A 16,543-nucleotide genomic window follows, 5' to 3' on the forward strand; every position below is an offset into this window, starting at 1 on the left:
ACAGTTTTCAGTGCGGCCTTGCCGCCAAGCGACAACTTCTTATAGCGCCAACCCGCGATTTTGGCGGGTTTACGCCAATGCGACAAATAGCATCGCAATGGCGCAGTTTAAACGCTCGCGGGTCACAGCGGCAGGTGGTCAAGCAGGATAGCCATAACTTGGTTGGCGGCCTGCTATCTATCTACCCCCCGTCGGCCGCCCGATGTTGTTTTGCTGATACGCCTGTTCATCATGCAAAGGCGTTTCCCTGTGACTCAACCCACCCCGCCCATCCAACTCGCAGACCTGTCGACCTACCGCGACCTGCACATGGATATCCTCGAGCAAGCCGTACCCGCCTGGCTGCCCACCACCTCCGCCGCCAAGCGCGCCGCACTGAGCAACGTGCAGCCAGCCATCCCGGCCTGGTACAAAAGCGCCTCCGCCCAGGACCACGACACCCTGAAAAACCAGGTCAATAGCGCCTGGCTCGCACAAAACCAGGTCGACCAGGCGATGGCCAACCTGAAATCGCCGCAAGACTTCGGCGCGCCGCTGCTGCAACAGCGGCTCAAGCAACGGTTCGGTATCGAGTTGGATGTCAGGACCACCTATCTGCGGCTCTATATTGCGCAGACCATCCCGTGGTTTCCCGTGCGCACTGGGGCCGCAAGGACGTGGACCGTCTCACTGCTCGAGGCGGCCCTGCACAACTTCGAAGCCAACGAACACTATGAAGCGCACTCCGGCTTCATCACCCCACCCACGAGCAGCGGGCAATTCGAGCCCCTGCGGGCCGTCGACGCGCAGATCAGCATCGCGCAGTTCACCGCGCTGTGCCGCGAACTGGACATCGGCGGCCAATACCAGCGCTACCTTGAGCAGTACTTCGACTTCAACAACCCGGTGGCCGCCGCGCGCCTGCAAGGCAAGCTCAAGCACAGCCAGGCGGCGGACTTGAGCGTCGCGCTGCACATGGCGCGAATGAAAAAGGACCTGCGCGACGATCAGTCCTTCACGCTGCTGCAACGCCTGCTCAACACCGACGACAGCCGCAGCACCTGCTACCCGCTGCTGTGTTATGACCTGACGATCATGTCGAGCACCCTCACCGGCATCGTGCTGTTCGCCGAGAACATCGGCAGCCGCCACCCGGTCGGCGTCATCGCCTACATCCCGGACGACCCATACGCCCCGCTCAAACAGTACCCCACGCTCGTCGCCTTCATGACCGCCCTCGGGAACAACCTGCGCAGCGCCGAGTACCAGCAGTTCTTCAGCCGCTTCGTCAATCACGCAGAGCGCGGCCCGTTCTTCGCCGACCTCAATCGCAGGCTGTCCAACGTCCGCTGGCACCCGCATACACGCGGCGATCCCTTGCCGTCCTGGCGCGAAACACCGATCGACCAGCCGCACCTGGCGTTCCAAGCGACCGCCATCAGCGGCGACCTGTTCAGCCACCTGTTCCAGCGCAAACTCAGCAAGGTATTCAACGATGCCCGCAGCCTCGCCGTGTCCACCGCCAGCGCCGATCAGAAAGCGCGCTGGGAACGCTGGGACATCGTGCGCAAGATCGCCTCGACGCTGCTGCAGATCGCCGCGTTCGTGGCCGCGCCCTTCGTGCCCCCGGTCGGCCTGTTGATGCTCGGCTACAGTGCCTACCAGATGCTCGATGATGCCTTCGAGTGGATCGTCGACTGGGCCGTGGGCGACGTGAGCGAAGCCTTCAAGCACCTATTGTCATTCGTGGAGCAAGGCTTGCAATTGGGCCTGTTCATCGCCGGAGCGCCCCTGGCCAGCGGCGCGCTGCGCGCATTGCTGCCCGCCGAAACACTGCGTTTTTTCGAAAGGCTCAAGCCGGTGACGCTGCCCGATGGCAAGGCGCGCCTGTGGAAGCCCGACCTGACGCCCTACGCCCACGACCTGCAACTGGCGCCGCATGCCTACCCAAACGCGGAGGGCCTGCACGCCCACAATGGCACGCAGATCCTCAAGCTCGCGGACCAACCGTTCGTGGTCCAGACCGATCCCGTCACGCAACAGCCCTACCTGCAGCATCCCACGCGCACCAACGCCTACCGCCCGCCCCTGAGGAGCAACGGCAAGGGCGCCTGGCTGACCGAACTGGACAACCCGCTGAGCTGGGACAGCCTCACCCTGATGAAACGCCAAGGCCCTCACACCCAAGGCCTCAGTAACGATCAGTTGACGACAGCGCAGCGCATCAGCGCCACCGACGACGGCGCGCTACGCAGCCTGTACCTCAATCGCCACACACCGCCGCCGCTGCTGACCGATACGCTGCAACGGTTCAAGATCGACCAGGCCCTGCAAGACTTCGTCGAGCAAATGAACAGCGACGACCCGGCGATCTACGCACGGGCCGATGGGCAGACCCAACTGCACCTGCTCGCCAACCTGGGCCTGTGGCCAAAAACCAAGACGTTGCGCTTTTTGGATGCTCAGGGCCGAACCCTGTGGGAGCTGCCCGGCGAACCCAACGCCAGCGTGGTGCAACTGCACGACGCCCAACTCAGCAACGGCGACTTGCTGAAAACCCTGCTGGAAAGCCTCGACGAGGCGCAACGCAAGACCTTGCTCGGGGAAGCCTTCGGCGACCCGCTCACCTCCCTGCACAATCAGGCGCTCAAACTCAGGAAAAAGCTGGCGGGCCTGGCCCAGGCACATCGGCGCGAACTGTTCGATGCGCGCTATCAAAGGCTCGACAGCCCCACCAACCCTCGGCAGCGGGTCCTGCGCGAGCACACGCCCGGCCTACCGCTCAGCGCCGCCGATGCCGTGCTGGAACACGCCAACAGCCTGGAACTGCAGGAAGTCGACCAAGGCAAAGTCCCGCCGCGCCTGCACCAGCTGGCTCAAACCCTGCGCGACGAAGCACAGATCACCCAGGCCTACGAAGGGCTGTACCTGAACTCGACGGACACGCTGGGCACCCATCGACTGGCCTTGCATTCCCTGGAGCGCCTGCCGGGGTGGGCCAGGAAAAAGCTACGCATTGAAATCAGAGACGCTAGCGATAACCTGATCGATGCCGTTGGCAAACCGAAGGCGCGCATCAAACGCGTGCTGGTGCGCTCCGCCGAAGGCCGTTACACGCCGCAAGACCGCCAGGGCCCGCTGTCGGCGGAAACCGACCTGTACAGCGCCATCCTGCAGGCGCTGCCCGACACCGAGCGCGATGCCCTGGGCCTGCGCATCGGCCAAGGTCCCGCCCTGCGCCAAGCGCTGCGCAGCCATGCGTTGGAACGCCAAGCCTCGCGCCCGCTGATCAGCGCCCACGCGATCCGCCCGCCCACCGACACACGCACGCACCTGCGCCTGCTCGGCCTGGACAACTATGCAGCGGCACCCGCAGCGCCAGCGGCCGAACCGGATTTGCATGGGTTGGCCCGCGAGCTGTTTCCGGCGCACACCGACGAACAGATCGGTGAACTGCTGCAAGACCTCGGCAGCCGTCCGGGCGGGGCCTTGCCGATCCTCACCGCGCTGCGCCAGGAGTACCTGCAGCTCGGCCAGGACCTGGCCGCCTGGGAGGCCGCCACGCCAGGGCGCTACCCGCACAGCGAGGTGAATATGAGCCGCCAGGAGTATGTCGATGTGCGGCAAAATCGCCACCTCTTCTCGCGTGAACTCCTACGCTGCTGGCGCCGCGAAACCGAGGCAGACCGCCACTTCGACCCACCCGCCCGCAATGGTCAGAAACTCCGGCTGCCCTTCCCGCTCCATGGTGAGTTGCCGGCACTGCGCGCCAACTTCGAACACATCTCCTTCCTGGAACTGCTTGGCGACCAGCGCGCATTGAATGTCGACGCGTTCCTGGGCAACTTTCCCCGGCTGCGTTACCTGAGCATCAGCTATGCCCAACTCGGCCATCTGCCGCCGGCCGTGAGCAGCCTGCCTCATCTCAACGCCTTGATTCTCAGCGACTGCGGCATCCGCCTGACGCCCGAGGACCTGAATGCCCTGACGACCATGAACCGGCTGCACACCCTGGACCTGTTCAACAACCCGCTGGGGTTCACGCCCAGTGTTGCCAACATGCCACAGCTGCAATACCTGGACCTCTCCCATACCGGCATTTCGGCGCTGCCGGACGGCCTGCTCAGCCGCGCGGCGCTGGAGCTGGCGGTGCTGTCCAACAACCGCATCACCGAGCTGCCTGCGGCGCTGTTCGAGCTGCCTGCAGACACCGGCAACCCTCTCGACCTGTCCAGCAACCCTTTGTCGCGAGCGAGCCTGGAGCAGGTCAAAGCCTACTACCAGCGCACGGGTCGCTATTGGGAAGTCGACGCGTCAGACGTCGATACCCAGCGCGTCAAAGCGCTGTTCCCGGACTTCAGCGTGAACGAAGTCAACCGCTTCATTTTCGGCCTGCCGGGCAACCTGGAAATGGGCCAGATCGAATTGGCCCGCCTGGAAGCGGACTACGCACAACTGTCCGCCGGACTCGACAGCTGGACGCGCCAGGCCGCGGCGCCCGAGGAGCAAGCGCGGCGCCAAGCATTCAGCCACTCGCTGCAGGCCTGCTGGCGCCGGGAAAGCCCGTTGGATGAGCGCCACCCCCAGGTCATTCCCACGTACACCCTGGAAAACCCGTTACCGTTCACGGGAGAATTCCCCGCGCTCAACAGCGTCTTCAGTCATGTTTCTTCATTGCGTCTGCTCGGCGCAGGGGAACCGTTCCCGTTGCAGTCGTCACTGTTTTTCCGCGGGTTCCCGACACTGAGCCAACTGTCCATCGAACAGTATGGGCTGGGCGATATCCCCGCTGCGGTATTCGACCTGCCGCAACTGTTGACCCTGCGCCTGCCCCACTGCCGAGTCACGCTGTCAGCCGAGAGCGCCGCGTCCCTGGCGATGCTGGACCACCTGGAGCAATTGGACCTGAGCCACAACCCACTGGGGCGGCTGCCGGACTTCGCTTCACTGCCCAGGCTGACCAACATCAACCTGCAAGCCACCAGCCTGACAACCATCCCCGACCGCCTGTTGACCGCCGTCGAGCGCCAGCACGTCAACCTGAGCAACAACCTGATCAGCGAGATTCCCGCCAGTGCGTTCCGTTTACCCAACACCGTCACCGGCGCCTTCGACCTCTCGCGCAACCCGCTTTCGAGGGCGGCGCTGATGCAGATAAAACACTACAGCCAGCACATCGGCGGGCATTTCCAGGCCGACGCGCCGGCCGCCCTGCGAGATCGGATCAAAGCGCTGTACCCCACGTTCACCGACGGCGAAGCCAACCGCTTTTTCTTCGAATTGCCCGGCGACCTGGACGCGGCCGAGCCGGCCCTCAAAGGCCTGGAGGACGAATACACAACACTGTGCGAAGACCTGCGACTGTGGATGCTGGACGTGCCGACCCGCCACCCGATCCTCGATGCGCCGCTGGACGAACAAACGCGCGCGCAGGATCAGCTCAACCGCCTGGCGTTCAAAACCTTCCTGGAAGACGCCTGGCGCCGCGAAAGCGAACTGGACGACGACCACGACAGCCTCGAACCCACCCATAAGCTGGCGTATGAAACCAACATCCTGGGCAACCTGCCGGAACTGCGCGCGCGGTTTGACCACGTGTCGTCCCTGGAAATCGAGGGTGAAGGCAGCATCACCGGGGTCGACGGGTTCCTGCGGTGCTTCCCGAAACTACGTAGCCTGACGCTTTCCAAATTCAGCCTGGGCACGCTGCCGACCTCACTGTTCAGGCTGTCCGAGTTGACCACCCTGAGCCTGACCGAGGCTGCCGTGCGCTTGACGCCGCAGAGTGTCAGTGCGTTGGCCGAGATGAAGAGCCTGGTGTATCTGGATTTGAGCGAAAACCCGCTGGACCTGCCACCGGACGTCAGTCGCCTGAGCGACCTGGAATCGCTGTACCTGCCCGACACCAACCTGCGCGAAATGCCTCACGGCGTGTTTGCCTTGCCTGAACTGCGCACCCTGGACATAAGCGACAACCTGATCGAGGAACTGCCCGCCGACTTTCTGGAAATGGCCGCGCCCCTCGATGACATATCGGACTTCAGCGGCAACCCCTGGTCGGCGCCAAGCCTCAACTACCTGCGCCAGCACTACCTGCAAACCGGCAATGACCTGGCGGTCGATGAGGCGCGTCTGGATTCAACCGGCACTGCGCTGGTCAGGCCCGACTCGACCGAGCCGATGGAGGAATAACGCGCCAGCCGGCACTCAGCCGCGCTCGGACGGCACCGACGACAGCTCGAACGGGCTGCTGCTGCGCCGCTGGTTGCGGTCTTCGCGAGGGGTGGCGCCAAAGAAATTGCGGTAGGCGCTGGAGAAATGCGGCCCCGAGGAGAAGCCGCAGGACAGGCCGATCTGGATGATCGATTTGCTGGTTTGCATCAGCATCTGGCGGGCCTTGTTCAGGCGCAGTTCCAGGTAATACTGGCTGGGAACGCGATTGAGGTACTGCTTGAAGATGCGCTCCAGTTGTCGTCGCGACACGCAGACGTGCTGGGCGATTTCGTCAGTGGTCAGCGGCTCTTCGATGTTGGCTTCCATCAACAGAACGGCCTGGGTCAGCTTCGGATGGCTGGACCCCAGGCGGTTTTGCAGGGGGATGCGCTGGCGCTCGCCGCCTTCGCGGATGCGTTCTACCACCAGTTCTTCGGACACCGCACCGGCCAGCTCGGCGCCGTGATCGCGGGCCAGTACCGCCAGCAACAGGTCGAGTACCGACATGCCGCCACACGCGGTCAGGCGATCGCGGTCCCAGTCGAACAAATGGCTGGTGGCGATAACCTTGGGGAAACGCTCGGCAAAATCGTCTTGCCAGCGCCAATGGACGGCGGCGCGGTAGCCGTCGAGCAAACCGAGCTGGGCCAGCGGGTAGACACCGGCCGACAAACCGCCGACCACGCAACCGGCGCGCACCAGTTGCTTGAGCGCGGCGCTGAGCGGGGAAGCGATCACGGTGGGCGGTTCGTCGGCCACCAGGAACAGCTTCTGGAAACCTTCCAGCTTGCCGGCCCATGGCCCGCCCGGCAGTTGCCAGGCGCCTTCGGTCTGCGGCTCGGCCTGCAGAAACGACAGTTCGTAGACCACCTCCGGGTGCACCCGCTGAGCAACGCGCAAGGCCTCCTCAGCCAGCGCAAGCGTCAGGGCTTTTGTGCTGGGCCAAATCAGGAAACCAATTCGATGGGCAGTCATGGAGGGCTATCCGAAGCAAAAACAGTGAAAGAAGCCGTGGGCCAATGCTAGCCCGTAAATGAACACAAATCTCAAAAACGATGAACATCCAATGTGGGAGGGGGCTTGCCCCCTCCCACATAAAAGGAGTGGCTACTTCAAGCTGCCGGAAAGAAACTGCTGAAGGCGCTCGGACTGGGGATTGACCAGTACTTCGCGCGGGTTGCCGCGCTCTTCGACGATGCCTTTGTGCAGGAACACCAGTTGGTTGGACACTTCACGGGCAAAGCCCATTTCGTGGGTCACCACCACCATGGTGCGGCCTTCCTGCGCCAGGTCCTGCATGACCTTGAGCACTTCGCCGACCAACTCCGGGTCCAGCGCCGAAGTGGGTTCGTCGAACAGCATCACCTCCGGCTCCATCGCCAGCGCTCGGGCAATCGCCACGCGCTGTTGCTCGCCACCGGACATATGGCCCGGGAACGCGTCCTTACGATGGCCCACGCCGACTTTGGCCAGGTAGTGCTCGGCCTTTTCCCGTGCGTCTTTTTTCGACATGCCGAGTACATGCACCGGGGCTTCCATCACGTTTTCCAGTGCGGTCATGTGCGACCACAGGTTGAAATGCTGGAACACCATGGACAGGCGCGAACGCATGCGTTGCAGCTGTTTCGGGTCGGCGGCCCGCAGGGCGCCGTCCTTGTTGGCCACCAGTTTGAGCTCTTCGTTATTGAGCAGGATCTTGCCGGCGTGGGGTTGCTCCAGCAGGTTGATGCAGCGCAAAAAGGTACTTTTGCCCGAACCACTGGAACCGATGATGCTGATCACATCACCGGCCGAGGCGGCCAGGGACACGCCTTTGAGCACTTCATGACTGCCATAGCGTTTATGCAGGTCTTGGACTTCAAGTTTGTACATGCGGTCGGTTCTCACAAAAACAGGTGGTCAGTCGTTGAGCAAGCGCCCGTGACGCAGCGCTTCGCGCCCCGCCACCTTGGCCAGCCAGAAACCCGCTTGGGCATAACGTAGCCGTTCAACGGCAAACAACACCCCCGAAGTGCCGGCGCAGATGATGCTCACGCGGTCTTCCAGAGGGTCAATCACTTCAAAAATCGGTTCGCCGGCGTCCACCCAGTCACCGGCTTTACGCAGGTAACTGATCACACCGGCATGGGGCGCAAACAGCAATTCGGTGCCTTCGAAGGGCACCCCTTCGCAGGGTTCGTACTGTGGCGCCGGCCACTCACCGTGAATCAGGCCCTGTTCGGCGAGGAACGCGAGGATGCCTTCGGCGTGGAAGATCGCTTCATCGCGGCCGGTATCGGCTTGGCCGCCCAGTTCCAGGGTGGTCGCCAGGCATGCCAGCGGAATCTGCGCCTCGGGGAACGCCCGCGACACACGCAGCCAGGGCAGCGAGCAGGCTTCATCGAATGAGCTGCCGCCGGAGTCTTCCGCCAGCAGGCCGACTTTCACATTCAAATGCGCCGACAGCGAACGCCACTGCGGCCAATGCTGGGGCAGCGCGTACATGTGCAGCGCGGCTTCGGCGTCGCAGTGCAGGTCGAGGACGATGTCTGCGCTGCAGGCGTGGCTCAGCAGCACGCGCTGCATGCCTTGCAACTGGCTGGCCGGCGCGGGCAACGCGTCGAACGTATCGCGCATTGCCTGGCGGATCACGCGCACGTTGGCATGGGGATCATCGCCGAGCTTGCCGTGCAGTTGCGCGATCACCGGCTCGCTCAACTCGACGAAATCGCGGTTGAAATTCTTGCCGCTGCCAATCTCGAAACGCCCCTGGTGGCTGCCTTGCAGCAGTTGGCCGAGGCCCATCGGGTTGGCCACCGGCACCAGCTCGATCACGCCGTTGAGGGCGCCTTGCTGTTCCAGTTCAGTCAGGCGCTTTTTCAGCTCCCACGCGGCACGCATCCCCGGCAGCTCATCGGCGTGCAGGCTGGCCTGGATGTAGGCCTTGCGCTCGCCGCTGCCGAAACGGAACACGCTCAGTTGGCGCTCGCAGCCCAGGTGACCCCAGGGCAACAGGTGATCGATACGTTCCATATCAGTGCTTCCGTGGAGCCAGGTAGCTCAGCCAGCGGCGCTCGGCCAACTTGAACAGGCGCACCAGGATAAAGGTCAGGCACAGGTAGAACGCGCCGGCGGTGATATAGGCTTCGAACGGCAAATAGTACTGGGCGTTCACCGTGCGCGCGGCGCCGGTGATGTCGATCAGGGTGACGATGGATGCAAGGCTCGTGGTCTGCAGCATCATGATCACTTCGTTGCTGTACTGCGGCAGCGCACGGCGCAAGGCCGACGGCAGCAGGATGCGGCGGTACAGCTTGTAGCGCGACATGCCCATGGCCTTGGCCGCTTCGATCTCGCCATGGGGGGTGGCCTTGAGGCTCCCGGCAATGATCTCGGCGGTGTAGGCGCTGGTGTTGATCGCAAAGGCCAGGCACGCGCAGAACGTGGCGCTGGACAACAGCGGCCACAGGAAGCTCTCGCGCACCGCCTGGAACTGGGCCAGGCCGTAGTAGATCAGGAACAGCTGCACCAGCATCGGCGTGCCGCGGATCACATAGGTGTAGAGCCAGGCGATACCGTTGACGACCGGCTGCTTGGACACACGCATCAAGCCCAGCGGCAAGGCGGCGAGCAAGCCGAAAAACAGCGACATGGCCAGCAATTTCAGGGTGGTCAGCAAGCCGCCAAGGTACAGCGGCATGGCCTCCCAGATGACGTTGTAGTCGAAGATCATAGATCAGCCGCCCTTACGCCTACCGAGTAGCGCTTCTCAAGATGACGCAAGGCCAGCAACGACACGCTGGTAATCACCAGGTACATCGCCGCCACTGCGAGGAAGAAGGTAAAAGGCTCGCGGGTGGCATCCGCCGCCTGCTTGGCCTTGAACATCATGTCTTGCAGGCCCACCACCGAAATCAGCGCGGTGGCCTTGGTCAGTACCAGCCAGTTGTTGGTGAAACCGGGGATCGCCAGCCGAATCATCTGCGGCACCATCACCCGGAAAAACACCTGAAAAGGGCTCATGCCATACGCCAGGCCGGCTTCAGCCTGGCCCTTGGGGATGGCCATGAAGGCGCCACGGAAAGTTTCCGAGAGGTAGGCACCAAAGATGAAACCCAGGGTGCCGATACCGGCGGCCAAGGGGTTCAAGTCGATATAGTCGTCATAGCCAAGCATCGGCGCGACGCGGTTGAGCAGGTCCTGACCACCGTAGAAAATCAGCAGGATCAGCACCAGGTCGGGAATCCCACGGATCACCGTGGAGTACAAGTCACCCAGCCAGGCCAGCCAGCGCACCGGCGACAGGCGTAACGCGACCCCGATCAGACCCAGAACAATGGCCAAGGCCATGGACGACAAGGCGAGCTGAAGCGTCAACCATGCGCCATCGAGGATGACGGCCCCGTAGCCTTTCAACATGATTCAGGTCCTCGAAAAGGGGGATGAAAAAATGGCGCAAACCTCAGGAATTCTGTTGCTTGCGCCATTCTGGACAGACCGCTGCGACGATTTACTTGGCGTCTGGGCCGTAAATATCGAAGTTGAAGTACTTGTCCTGGATTGCCTTGTACTTGCCGTTGGCACGGATCGCAGTGATCGCAGCGTTGATGCGGTCCAGGTTTTCCTTGTCGCCTTTACGTACCGCGATACCGATGCCATCGCCGAAGTATTTGCTATCGGTAAAGGCTGGGCCGGTGAACGCGTAGCCTTTACCGGCAGGCGTATCGAGGAAACCTTCCTGCAACAGGGTGGCGTCAGCCACGGTGCCGTCGAGGCGACCGGCTTCCACGTCCAGGTAGATTTCGTTCTGCGAGCTGTAAGGAACCACCGTGGCACCTTTAGGCGCCAGTACTTCCTTGGCAAAACGGTCGTGGATCGAACCGCGCTGCACGCCGATCTTCTTGCCTTTCAACTCATCCAGGCTGTCGCTGACAGTCGTGCCTTCCTTCAACACCAGGCGCGCCGGGGTCAGGTAGTAGCGGTTGGTGAAGTCCACAGACTTCTTGCGGTCGTCAGTGATGGACATGGACGACAGGATCGCGTCGATCTTGCGCACTTTCAGCGCGGGGATCAGGCCGTCGAACTCTTGCTCGACCCAGGTACACTTGACCTTCATCTCTTCGCACAGAGCGTTGCCGATGTCGTAGTCAAAACCGACGATACTGCCATCCGGCGCCTTCGAGGCAAACGGAGGGTAAGCCGCTTCGATACCAATTTTCAGAGGCTTGCCTTCAGCGAAAGCCTGCATGGACAGCACGGACAGCGCCAGGGCGCCCAACAGCACGAGTTTCTTCATCTTGGGACTCCATCGGTATAGGGCAAAACAGCAGTATGAGCCATGGCCCACGATGCGACTGAGTGAAACCGAATAGCGGTGCTGCGTCCTACGCCGATTCAACAGCGGCGACGACGAGCGAGTGATGGGCATTCTAACGACAGGCCGGAAGCCGATATTTCCTCAATGCGACAACAATTTACAGAAGCACTGAGAAAGCAGTTCCAGCACATTGACAGCCCCTGTTTTTTATGCAGAGACAAAAGATATTAAACCTGTTGATACTGCAAATAGCGGGCCTATTATTCGCAAACCCTTCTAGCACGGCAAGTCTGGCGTTTAATCTAATATCCCGGGGCGTCTAAAACACGGCTTTTCGGGGCAAGCCCGTAGCACTTTGCCTCATGTTAGGGCGAAGGGTTACACATTTGCGCCTATCGGTAACATTCAGAAACGTCCTCTGCGATAAACCGATATTTATTGGACTGCGGGTTGTGTAGACCCATGTGGGATCTTCAGTGGTTTTGAGAGACCACAAAAAAGCCCCACCCGGCTCACGCCGAATGGGGCTCTGTCCCACCAACCCGCCTTATGCGGCGTTCATGGTCTTGTGCGTTTCAATCAAATGCGCCACCACACTCGGGTCGGCCAGGGTGGAGATATCGCCCAAGCCATCGTACTCAGCCGTGGCAATCTTGCGCAGAATCCGCCGCATGATTTTCCCCGACCGCGTCTTCGGCAAGCCCGGCGCCCACTGGATCACATCCGGCGAGGCAATCGGTCCGATTTCCTTACGCACCCAGTTCTTCAGCTCCAGGCGCAGCGCTTCGGTCGGCTCTTCGCCGTTTTTCAGGGTGACATAGACATAGATGCCCTGGCCCTTGATGTCGTGCGGCACACCCACCACCGCCGCTTCCGCGACTTTAGGGTGGGCGACCATGGCACTTTCGATCTCGGCGGTGCCCATACGGTGGCCGGACACGTTCAACACGTCATCCACACGACCAGTGATCCACCAGTAGCCATCTTCATCGCGACGGGCGCCGTCACCGGTGAAGTACATGCCACGGAAGGTCTTGAAGTAGGTATCGACGAAACGGTCATGGTCGCCGTACAGGGTACGGGCCTGGCCTGGCCACGAATCGAGAATCACCAGGTTGCCTTCGGCAGCGCCTTCGATGATGTTGCCCAGGTTGTCCACCAACGCTGGCACCACGCCGAAGAACGGCCGTGCCGCCGAACCCGGCTTGAGCGCATGAGCACCCGGCAGCGGGCTCATCAGGGTGGCACCGGTCTCGGTCTGCCACCAGGTATCGACGATCGGGCAACGGGATTGGCCGACGTTCTTGTAGTACCAGTCCCACGCTTCCGGGTTGATCGGCTCACCCACCGAACCCAGTAGGCGCAAGCTGCTGCCATCAACCCCTTCGCAGGCGGCGGTGCCGGAAGCCATCATCGCGCGGATCGCCGTCGGCGCGGTGTAGAGAACATTGACCTTGTGCTTGTCGACGATCTTGCCCACCCGAGTGATGTCCGGGTAGTTAGGCACGCCTTCGAACATCAGCGTGGTCGCGCCATTGGCCAGTGGCCCGTAGACGATATAGGTGTGGCCGGTGATCCAGCCGACGTCAGCGGTACACCAGAAGATTTCGCCCGGACGGTAGTCGAATACGCGCTCATGGGTCAGGGCCGCATACAACAAGTAGCCGCCAGTGGTGTGCTGCACGCCTTTAGGCTTGCCGGTGGAGCCGGAGGTATAAAGGATGAACAGCGCTTCTTCGGCGCCCATCTCTTTCGGCGCGCACACGGTGCCCGCCACTTTCATCAGGTCTTCGTACCAGATGTCGCGATGCTGGTTCCACTTGATGCTGCCACTGGTGCGCTTGCACACGATGACTTTCTGGACGCTGTTGGTTTCCGGGTTGGTCAGAGCGTCGTCGACGTTGGCCTTCAACGGAATCTTCTTACCGGCGCGCACACCTTCGTCGGCGGTGATCACCACTTTCGACTTACAGTCGATGATGCGACCGGCCAAGGCCTCCGGCGAGAAACCGCCAAACACCACCGAGTGGATCGCACCGATGCGGGCACAGGCCAGCATGGCGACCGCAGCTTCGGGGATCATCGGCATATAAATAGTCACCACGTCGCCGCGGTGTATGTCCTGGCCACGCAGGGCGTTGGCGAGTTTGCAGACTTGTTCGTGCAACTCGCGATAGGTGATGGTGCGGCTTTCGGCAGGGTCATCACCCTCCCAGATGATCGCCGCCTGGTCGCCGCGCTCGGCGAGGTGACGGTCCAGGCAGTTGTAGGAAACGTTCAGGGTGCCATCGGCAAACCACTTGATGTCGACATGGTGATCGTCGAAAGATGTCTGCTTTACCGTGGTGAAAGGTTTGATCCAGTCCAGACGCTTGGCTTGCTCACGCCAGAAACCATCGGGATTGACCACCGACTGCTGGTACATGGCCTTGTAGGTCGCCTCGTCAGTCAGCGTATTGGCTACTGTTTCGGGGCGAACGGGGTACAGGGAAGCCGCACTCATCTTTCTTACCTCGGTGATATAGTTGTTTTTGTATGACCCCAGTTGTAGCCGGGGTGAGCCTATAGAACCATTCGACGATGGTAGTAACAAGACCCTACAAATTGCCCTGATATCCCTTTTACCCCTCTGGCCCGCAGCCTGCAACGCCTGGCGGGCACGTAAAAAACCTTCAGCGAGGGATTGTTACAAAAACCACCAATAGTGTTTATCAAAAGCACGGGTATATGAATATAACCCGCAGGCCTAAAATCGATTTCGCCAACAAGGCAACCTGATTAACACCGTAACAGCCCCCACGAAGGCACGTTAATCCGAACTAAACAACCCTAAGTTACACACGTGGCCTCCAAAAGGCCCCGTGGCCCCTTTCGCCCTAAAGAAGGTAAATAGAGAAATGAAAGCTTTATTAGTTATGGCCCTCAGCAGCTTGTGCGCCACCGCCGCTCTGGCCGAGGAAGCCCCGACTGACGTAGCCGGCCAGAAAGCCCCGATTGTTGAGGACTATACCTACAGCACTCACTTGGACATCGCCAAAGTAGTGTCCATGAGCAGCATTCCAGATGTATGTGAAGTAGTCCCGGCAAAAATGGAATATGAAGATTCCAAAGGTCAGCGCCACATTCTTAACTATCACGTGATGGGTAACGGTTGCTCTAACGGGTAACAACTTCGTTAGCTCACACTGACGGTGATCTTATTTGCCGCAAGAAATTGCTCTTGCGGCCAAGAACCGGCCTCACACCCACCACACCTTCCCTCCTCTCAAAACCCCCTCGTTTGCCCCTCGCTATAAATAGCCCACCGTCCGTCAAAAAAATCCTCCTGCACCAAACCCCTGTAAACCCTCACGCTGGCTCAAATACCAGGCTTTTTGTCTACGGTCCAAGCGCATGCGCAGCAACACAAAGCCGATTTTTTCCCTATAATGCGCGGGTAAATCGGGCCTGCAATATCCCTTTACATGGGGATGAAGAGCCAGACCTGAGGCCTCCGCAGGAGCATGCATCTATCGCTCCGCCCCTCAGCCTCACGCAGAGCACCCGTTACCCCATTGCGTTTAATGCCTGCGCTAGCTGTTGCAACAAACGATTCCTTAAGATCCACCGCGGCCCGAGGGCCGTGTGAACCCCCAACCATCCGGTTTCACACGGGCACCTTTGAGCCCTCACGCAGGAGACGACACGTCATGCTGAGCTGGGACGAATTCGACAAAGAAGAAGACGGCGAAGTAGCCACCAAAGGCGCCAACGCCGGCCACGCCACCGAAGCCAACATGGACCGCCTCGACGGTGCCGGCGCCGCCGCTGCCATCGAAGCCCGCGCCGTCACCGCCAACGACTCCGCCGCGATCATCCGCGCCAAGGCCGCTCTCGACAAACTCGACATCGCCGAAGGCCTCGCCGAGCTCGAAGGCGCCTCCGCCCGTGTCGCCGTTGACGAAAAGCGCATGATCAACTGCCGCGCCGACCTCAACCAACTCGTGCCCTTCAAGTACGACTGGGCCTGGCAGAAATACCTCGACGGCTGCGCCAACCACTGGATGCCGCAAGAGGTCAACATGACCGCCGACATCGCCCTGTGGAAAGACCCCGATGGCCTGACCGACGACGAGCGCCGCATCGTCATGCGCAACCTCGGCTTCTTCTCCACCGCCGACTCGCTGGTCGCCAACAACCTGGTCCTGGCCGTGTACCGCCTGATCACCAACCCGGAGTGCCGCCAGTACATCCTGCGCCAGGCCTTCGAAGAAGCGATCCACACCCACGCCTACCAGTACTGCATCGAATCGCTGGCGATGGATGAAGGCGAGATCTTCAACATGTACCACGAGATCCCATCGGTCGCGAAAAAAGCCGCCTGGGGCCTGAAATACACGCGCTCGATCTCCGATCCGAAATTCGAAACCGGCACCGTCGACACCGACAAGGAACTGCTGCGCAACCTGGTCGCCTACTACTGCGTACTGGAAGGCATCTTCTTTTATTGCGGCTTCACCCAGATCCTGTCCATGGGCCGCCGCAACAAAATGACCGGCGTGGCCGAGCAGTTCCAGTACATCCTGCGCGATGAGTCGATGCACCTGAACTTCGGGATCGACGTGATCAACCAGATCAAAATCGAAAACCCACACCTGTGGGACGCCGAGATGAAAGAAGAAGCGACCCAGATGATCCTGCAAGGGACGCAACTGGAGATCGAATACGCCCGCGACACCATGCCACGCGGTGTACTCGGCATGAATGCGGCGATGATGGAGGACTACCTCAAGTTCATCGCTAATCGTCGTCTGTCGCAGATTGGCTTGAAGGAAGAGTATCCAGGGACGACCAACCCGTTCCCGTGGATGAGCGAGATTATGGATTTGAAGAAAGAGAAGAATTTCTTCGAGACTCGTGTGATCGAGTATCAGACTGGCGGTGCGTTGAGCTGGGATTGATTCCTGAACCCCACTTGTCGCGATGACTTGACACTTTAACTTCCGATTTGGCAAAGCCTGATTTTTTCAGGCTTTCGGATTGCGATAGGGATCTAATAGAAATAGCCGCAACGCA

10 protein-coding genes are annotated in these 16,543 nt (G+C 60.9%); 3 read left to right on the plus strand and 7 right to left on the minus strand.

Annotation, left to right across the window (positions count from 1 at the left end; genetic code table 11):
- Positions 1-249: 249 nt before the first annotated feature.
- Positions 250-6,171, plus strand: a complete 5,922-nt coding sequence (locus MOQ67_RS24690; RefSeq protein ID WP_448675648.1) for a dermonecrotic toxin domain-containing protein — start codon at positions 250-252, stop codon at positions 6,169-6,171.
- A gap of 15 nt (positions 6,172-6,186) precedes the next feature.
- On the opposite strand, the gene argR is transcribed toward MOQ67_RS24690, so the two are convergent.
- The 7 genes from argR to acs form a co-directional block, all read right to left on the minus strand.
- Positions 6,187-7,167: a transcriptional regulator ArgR gene (argR, locus tag MOQ67_RS24695; RefSeq protein WP_253398278.1), complete on the minus strand. Its 981-nt coding sequence runs from the start codon at positions 7,165-7,167 to the stop codon at positions 6,187-6,189.
- Positions 7,168-7,299: 132 nt separating this feature from the next.
- A complete protein-coding gene (locus tag MOQ67_RS24700; RefSeq protein WP_247402131.1) occupies positions 7,300-8,064 on the minus strand; it encodes an ABC transporter ATP-binding protein in 765 nt (254 codons plus the stop codon).
- 27 nt (positions 8,065-8,091) lie between these two features.
- Positions 8,092-9,204, minus strand: coding sequence for a succinylglutamate desuccinylase/aspartoacylase family protein (locus tag MOQ67_RS24705; RefSeq protein WP_448675649.1), 1,113 nt, complete (start codon positions 9,202-9,204; stop codon positions 8,092-8,094).
- A 1-nt stretch (position 9,205) separates the two neighbouring features.
- Complete coding sequence (locus MOQ67_RS24710; protein ID WP_247402126.1) at positions 9,206-9,904, minus strand: ABC transporter permease; 699 nt, start codon at positions 9,902-9,904, stop codon at positions 9,206-9,208.
- Complete coding sequence (locus MOQ67_RS24715; RefSeq protein ID WP_010566615.1) at positions 9,901-10,590, minus strand: ABC transporter permease; 690 nt, start codon at positions 10,588-10,590, stop codon at positions 9,901-9,903. Before MOQ67_RS24715 ends, MOQ67_RS24710 begins: the two co-directional genes overlap by 4 nt.
- Positions 10,591-10,681: 91 nt before the next feature.
- Positions 10,682-11,467: an ABC transporter substrate-binding protein gene (locus tag MOQ67_RS24720; protein ID WP_247402124.1), complete on the minus strand. Its 786-nt coding sequence runs from the start codon at positions 11,465-11,467 to the stop codon at positions 10,682-10,684.
- A gap of 568 nt (positions 11,468-12,035) precedes the next feature.
- Positions 12,036-13,991 carry an acetate--CoA ligase gene (gene acs, locus MOQ67_RS24725; RefSeq protein ID WP_253398282.1) on the minus strand — a complete coding sequence of 652 codons (1,956 nt, stop codon included), beginning with the start codon at positions 13,989-13,991 and terminating at the stop codon, positions 12,036-12,038.
- Between the two features lie 394 nt (positions 13,992-14,385).
- On the opposite strand from acs, the gene MOQ67_RS24730 reads away from it, so the two are divergent.
- Both MOQ67_RS24730 and MOQ67_RS24735 read left to right on the plus strand, forming a co-directional pair.
- Positions 14,386-14,655, plus strand: coding sequence for a DUF2790 domain-containing protein (locus MOQ67_RS24730; RefSeq protein ID WP_247402121.1), 270 nt, complete (start codon positions 14,386-14,388; stop codon positions 14,653-14,655).
- A gap of 522 nt (positions 14,656-15,177) precedes the next feature.
- Complete coding sequence (locus MOQ67_RS24735) at positions 15,178-16,428, plus strand: ribonucleotide-diphosphate reductase subunit beta (RefSeq protein ID WP_253398284.1); 1,251 nt, start codon at positions 15,178-15,180, stop codon at positions 16,426-16,428.
- Positions 16,429-16,543: the final 115 nt, after the last annotated feature.

This window comes from Pseudomonas sp. LY-1 (assembly GCF_053502595.1).

Coding starts and splice junctions, on each gene's coding strand:
- argR (WP_253398278.1), bottom strand. CDS start 7,167: ATGACTGCCCATCGAATTGGTTTCCTGATTTGGCCCAGCACAAAAGCC.
- MOQ67_RS24700 (WP_247402131.1), bottom strand. CDS start 8,064: ATGTACAAACTTGAAGTCCAAGACCTGCATAAACGCTATGGCAGTCAT.
- MOQ67_RS24705 (WP_448675649.1), bottom strand. CDS start 9,204: ATGGAACGTATCGATCACCTGTTGCCCTGGGGTCACCTGGGCTGCGAG.
- MOQ67_RS24710 (WP_247402126.1), bottom strand. CDS start 9,904: ATGATCTTCGACTACAACGTCATCTGGGAGGCCATGCCGCTGTACCTT.
- MOQ67_RS24715 (WP_010566615.1), bottom strand. CDS start 10,590: ATGTTGAAAGGCTACGGGGCCGTCATCCTCGATGGCGCATGGTTGACG.
- MOQ67_RS24720 (WP_247402124.1), bottom strand. CDS start 11,467: ATGAAGAAACTCGTGCTGTTGGGCGCCCTGGCGCTGTCCGTGCTGTCC.
- acs (WP_253398282.1), bottom strand. CDS start 13,991: ATGAGTGCGGCTTCCCTGTACCCCGTTCGCCCCGAAACAGTAGCCAAT.
- MOQ67_RS24730 (WP_247402121.1), top strand. CDS start 14,386: ATGAAAGCTTTATTAGTTATGGCCCTCAGCAGCTTGTGCGCCACCGCC.
- MOQ67_RS24735 (WP_253398284.1), top strand. CDS start 15,178: ATGCTGAGCTGGGACGAATTCGACAAAGAAGAAGACGGCGAAGTAGCC.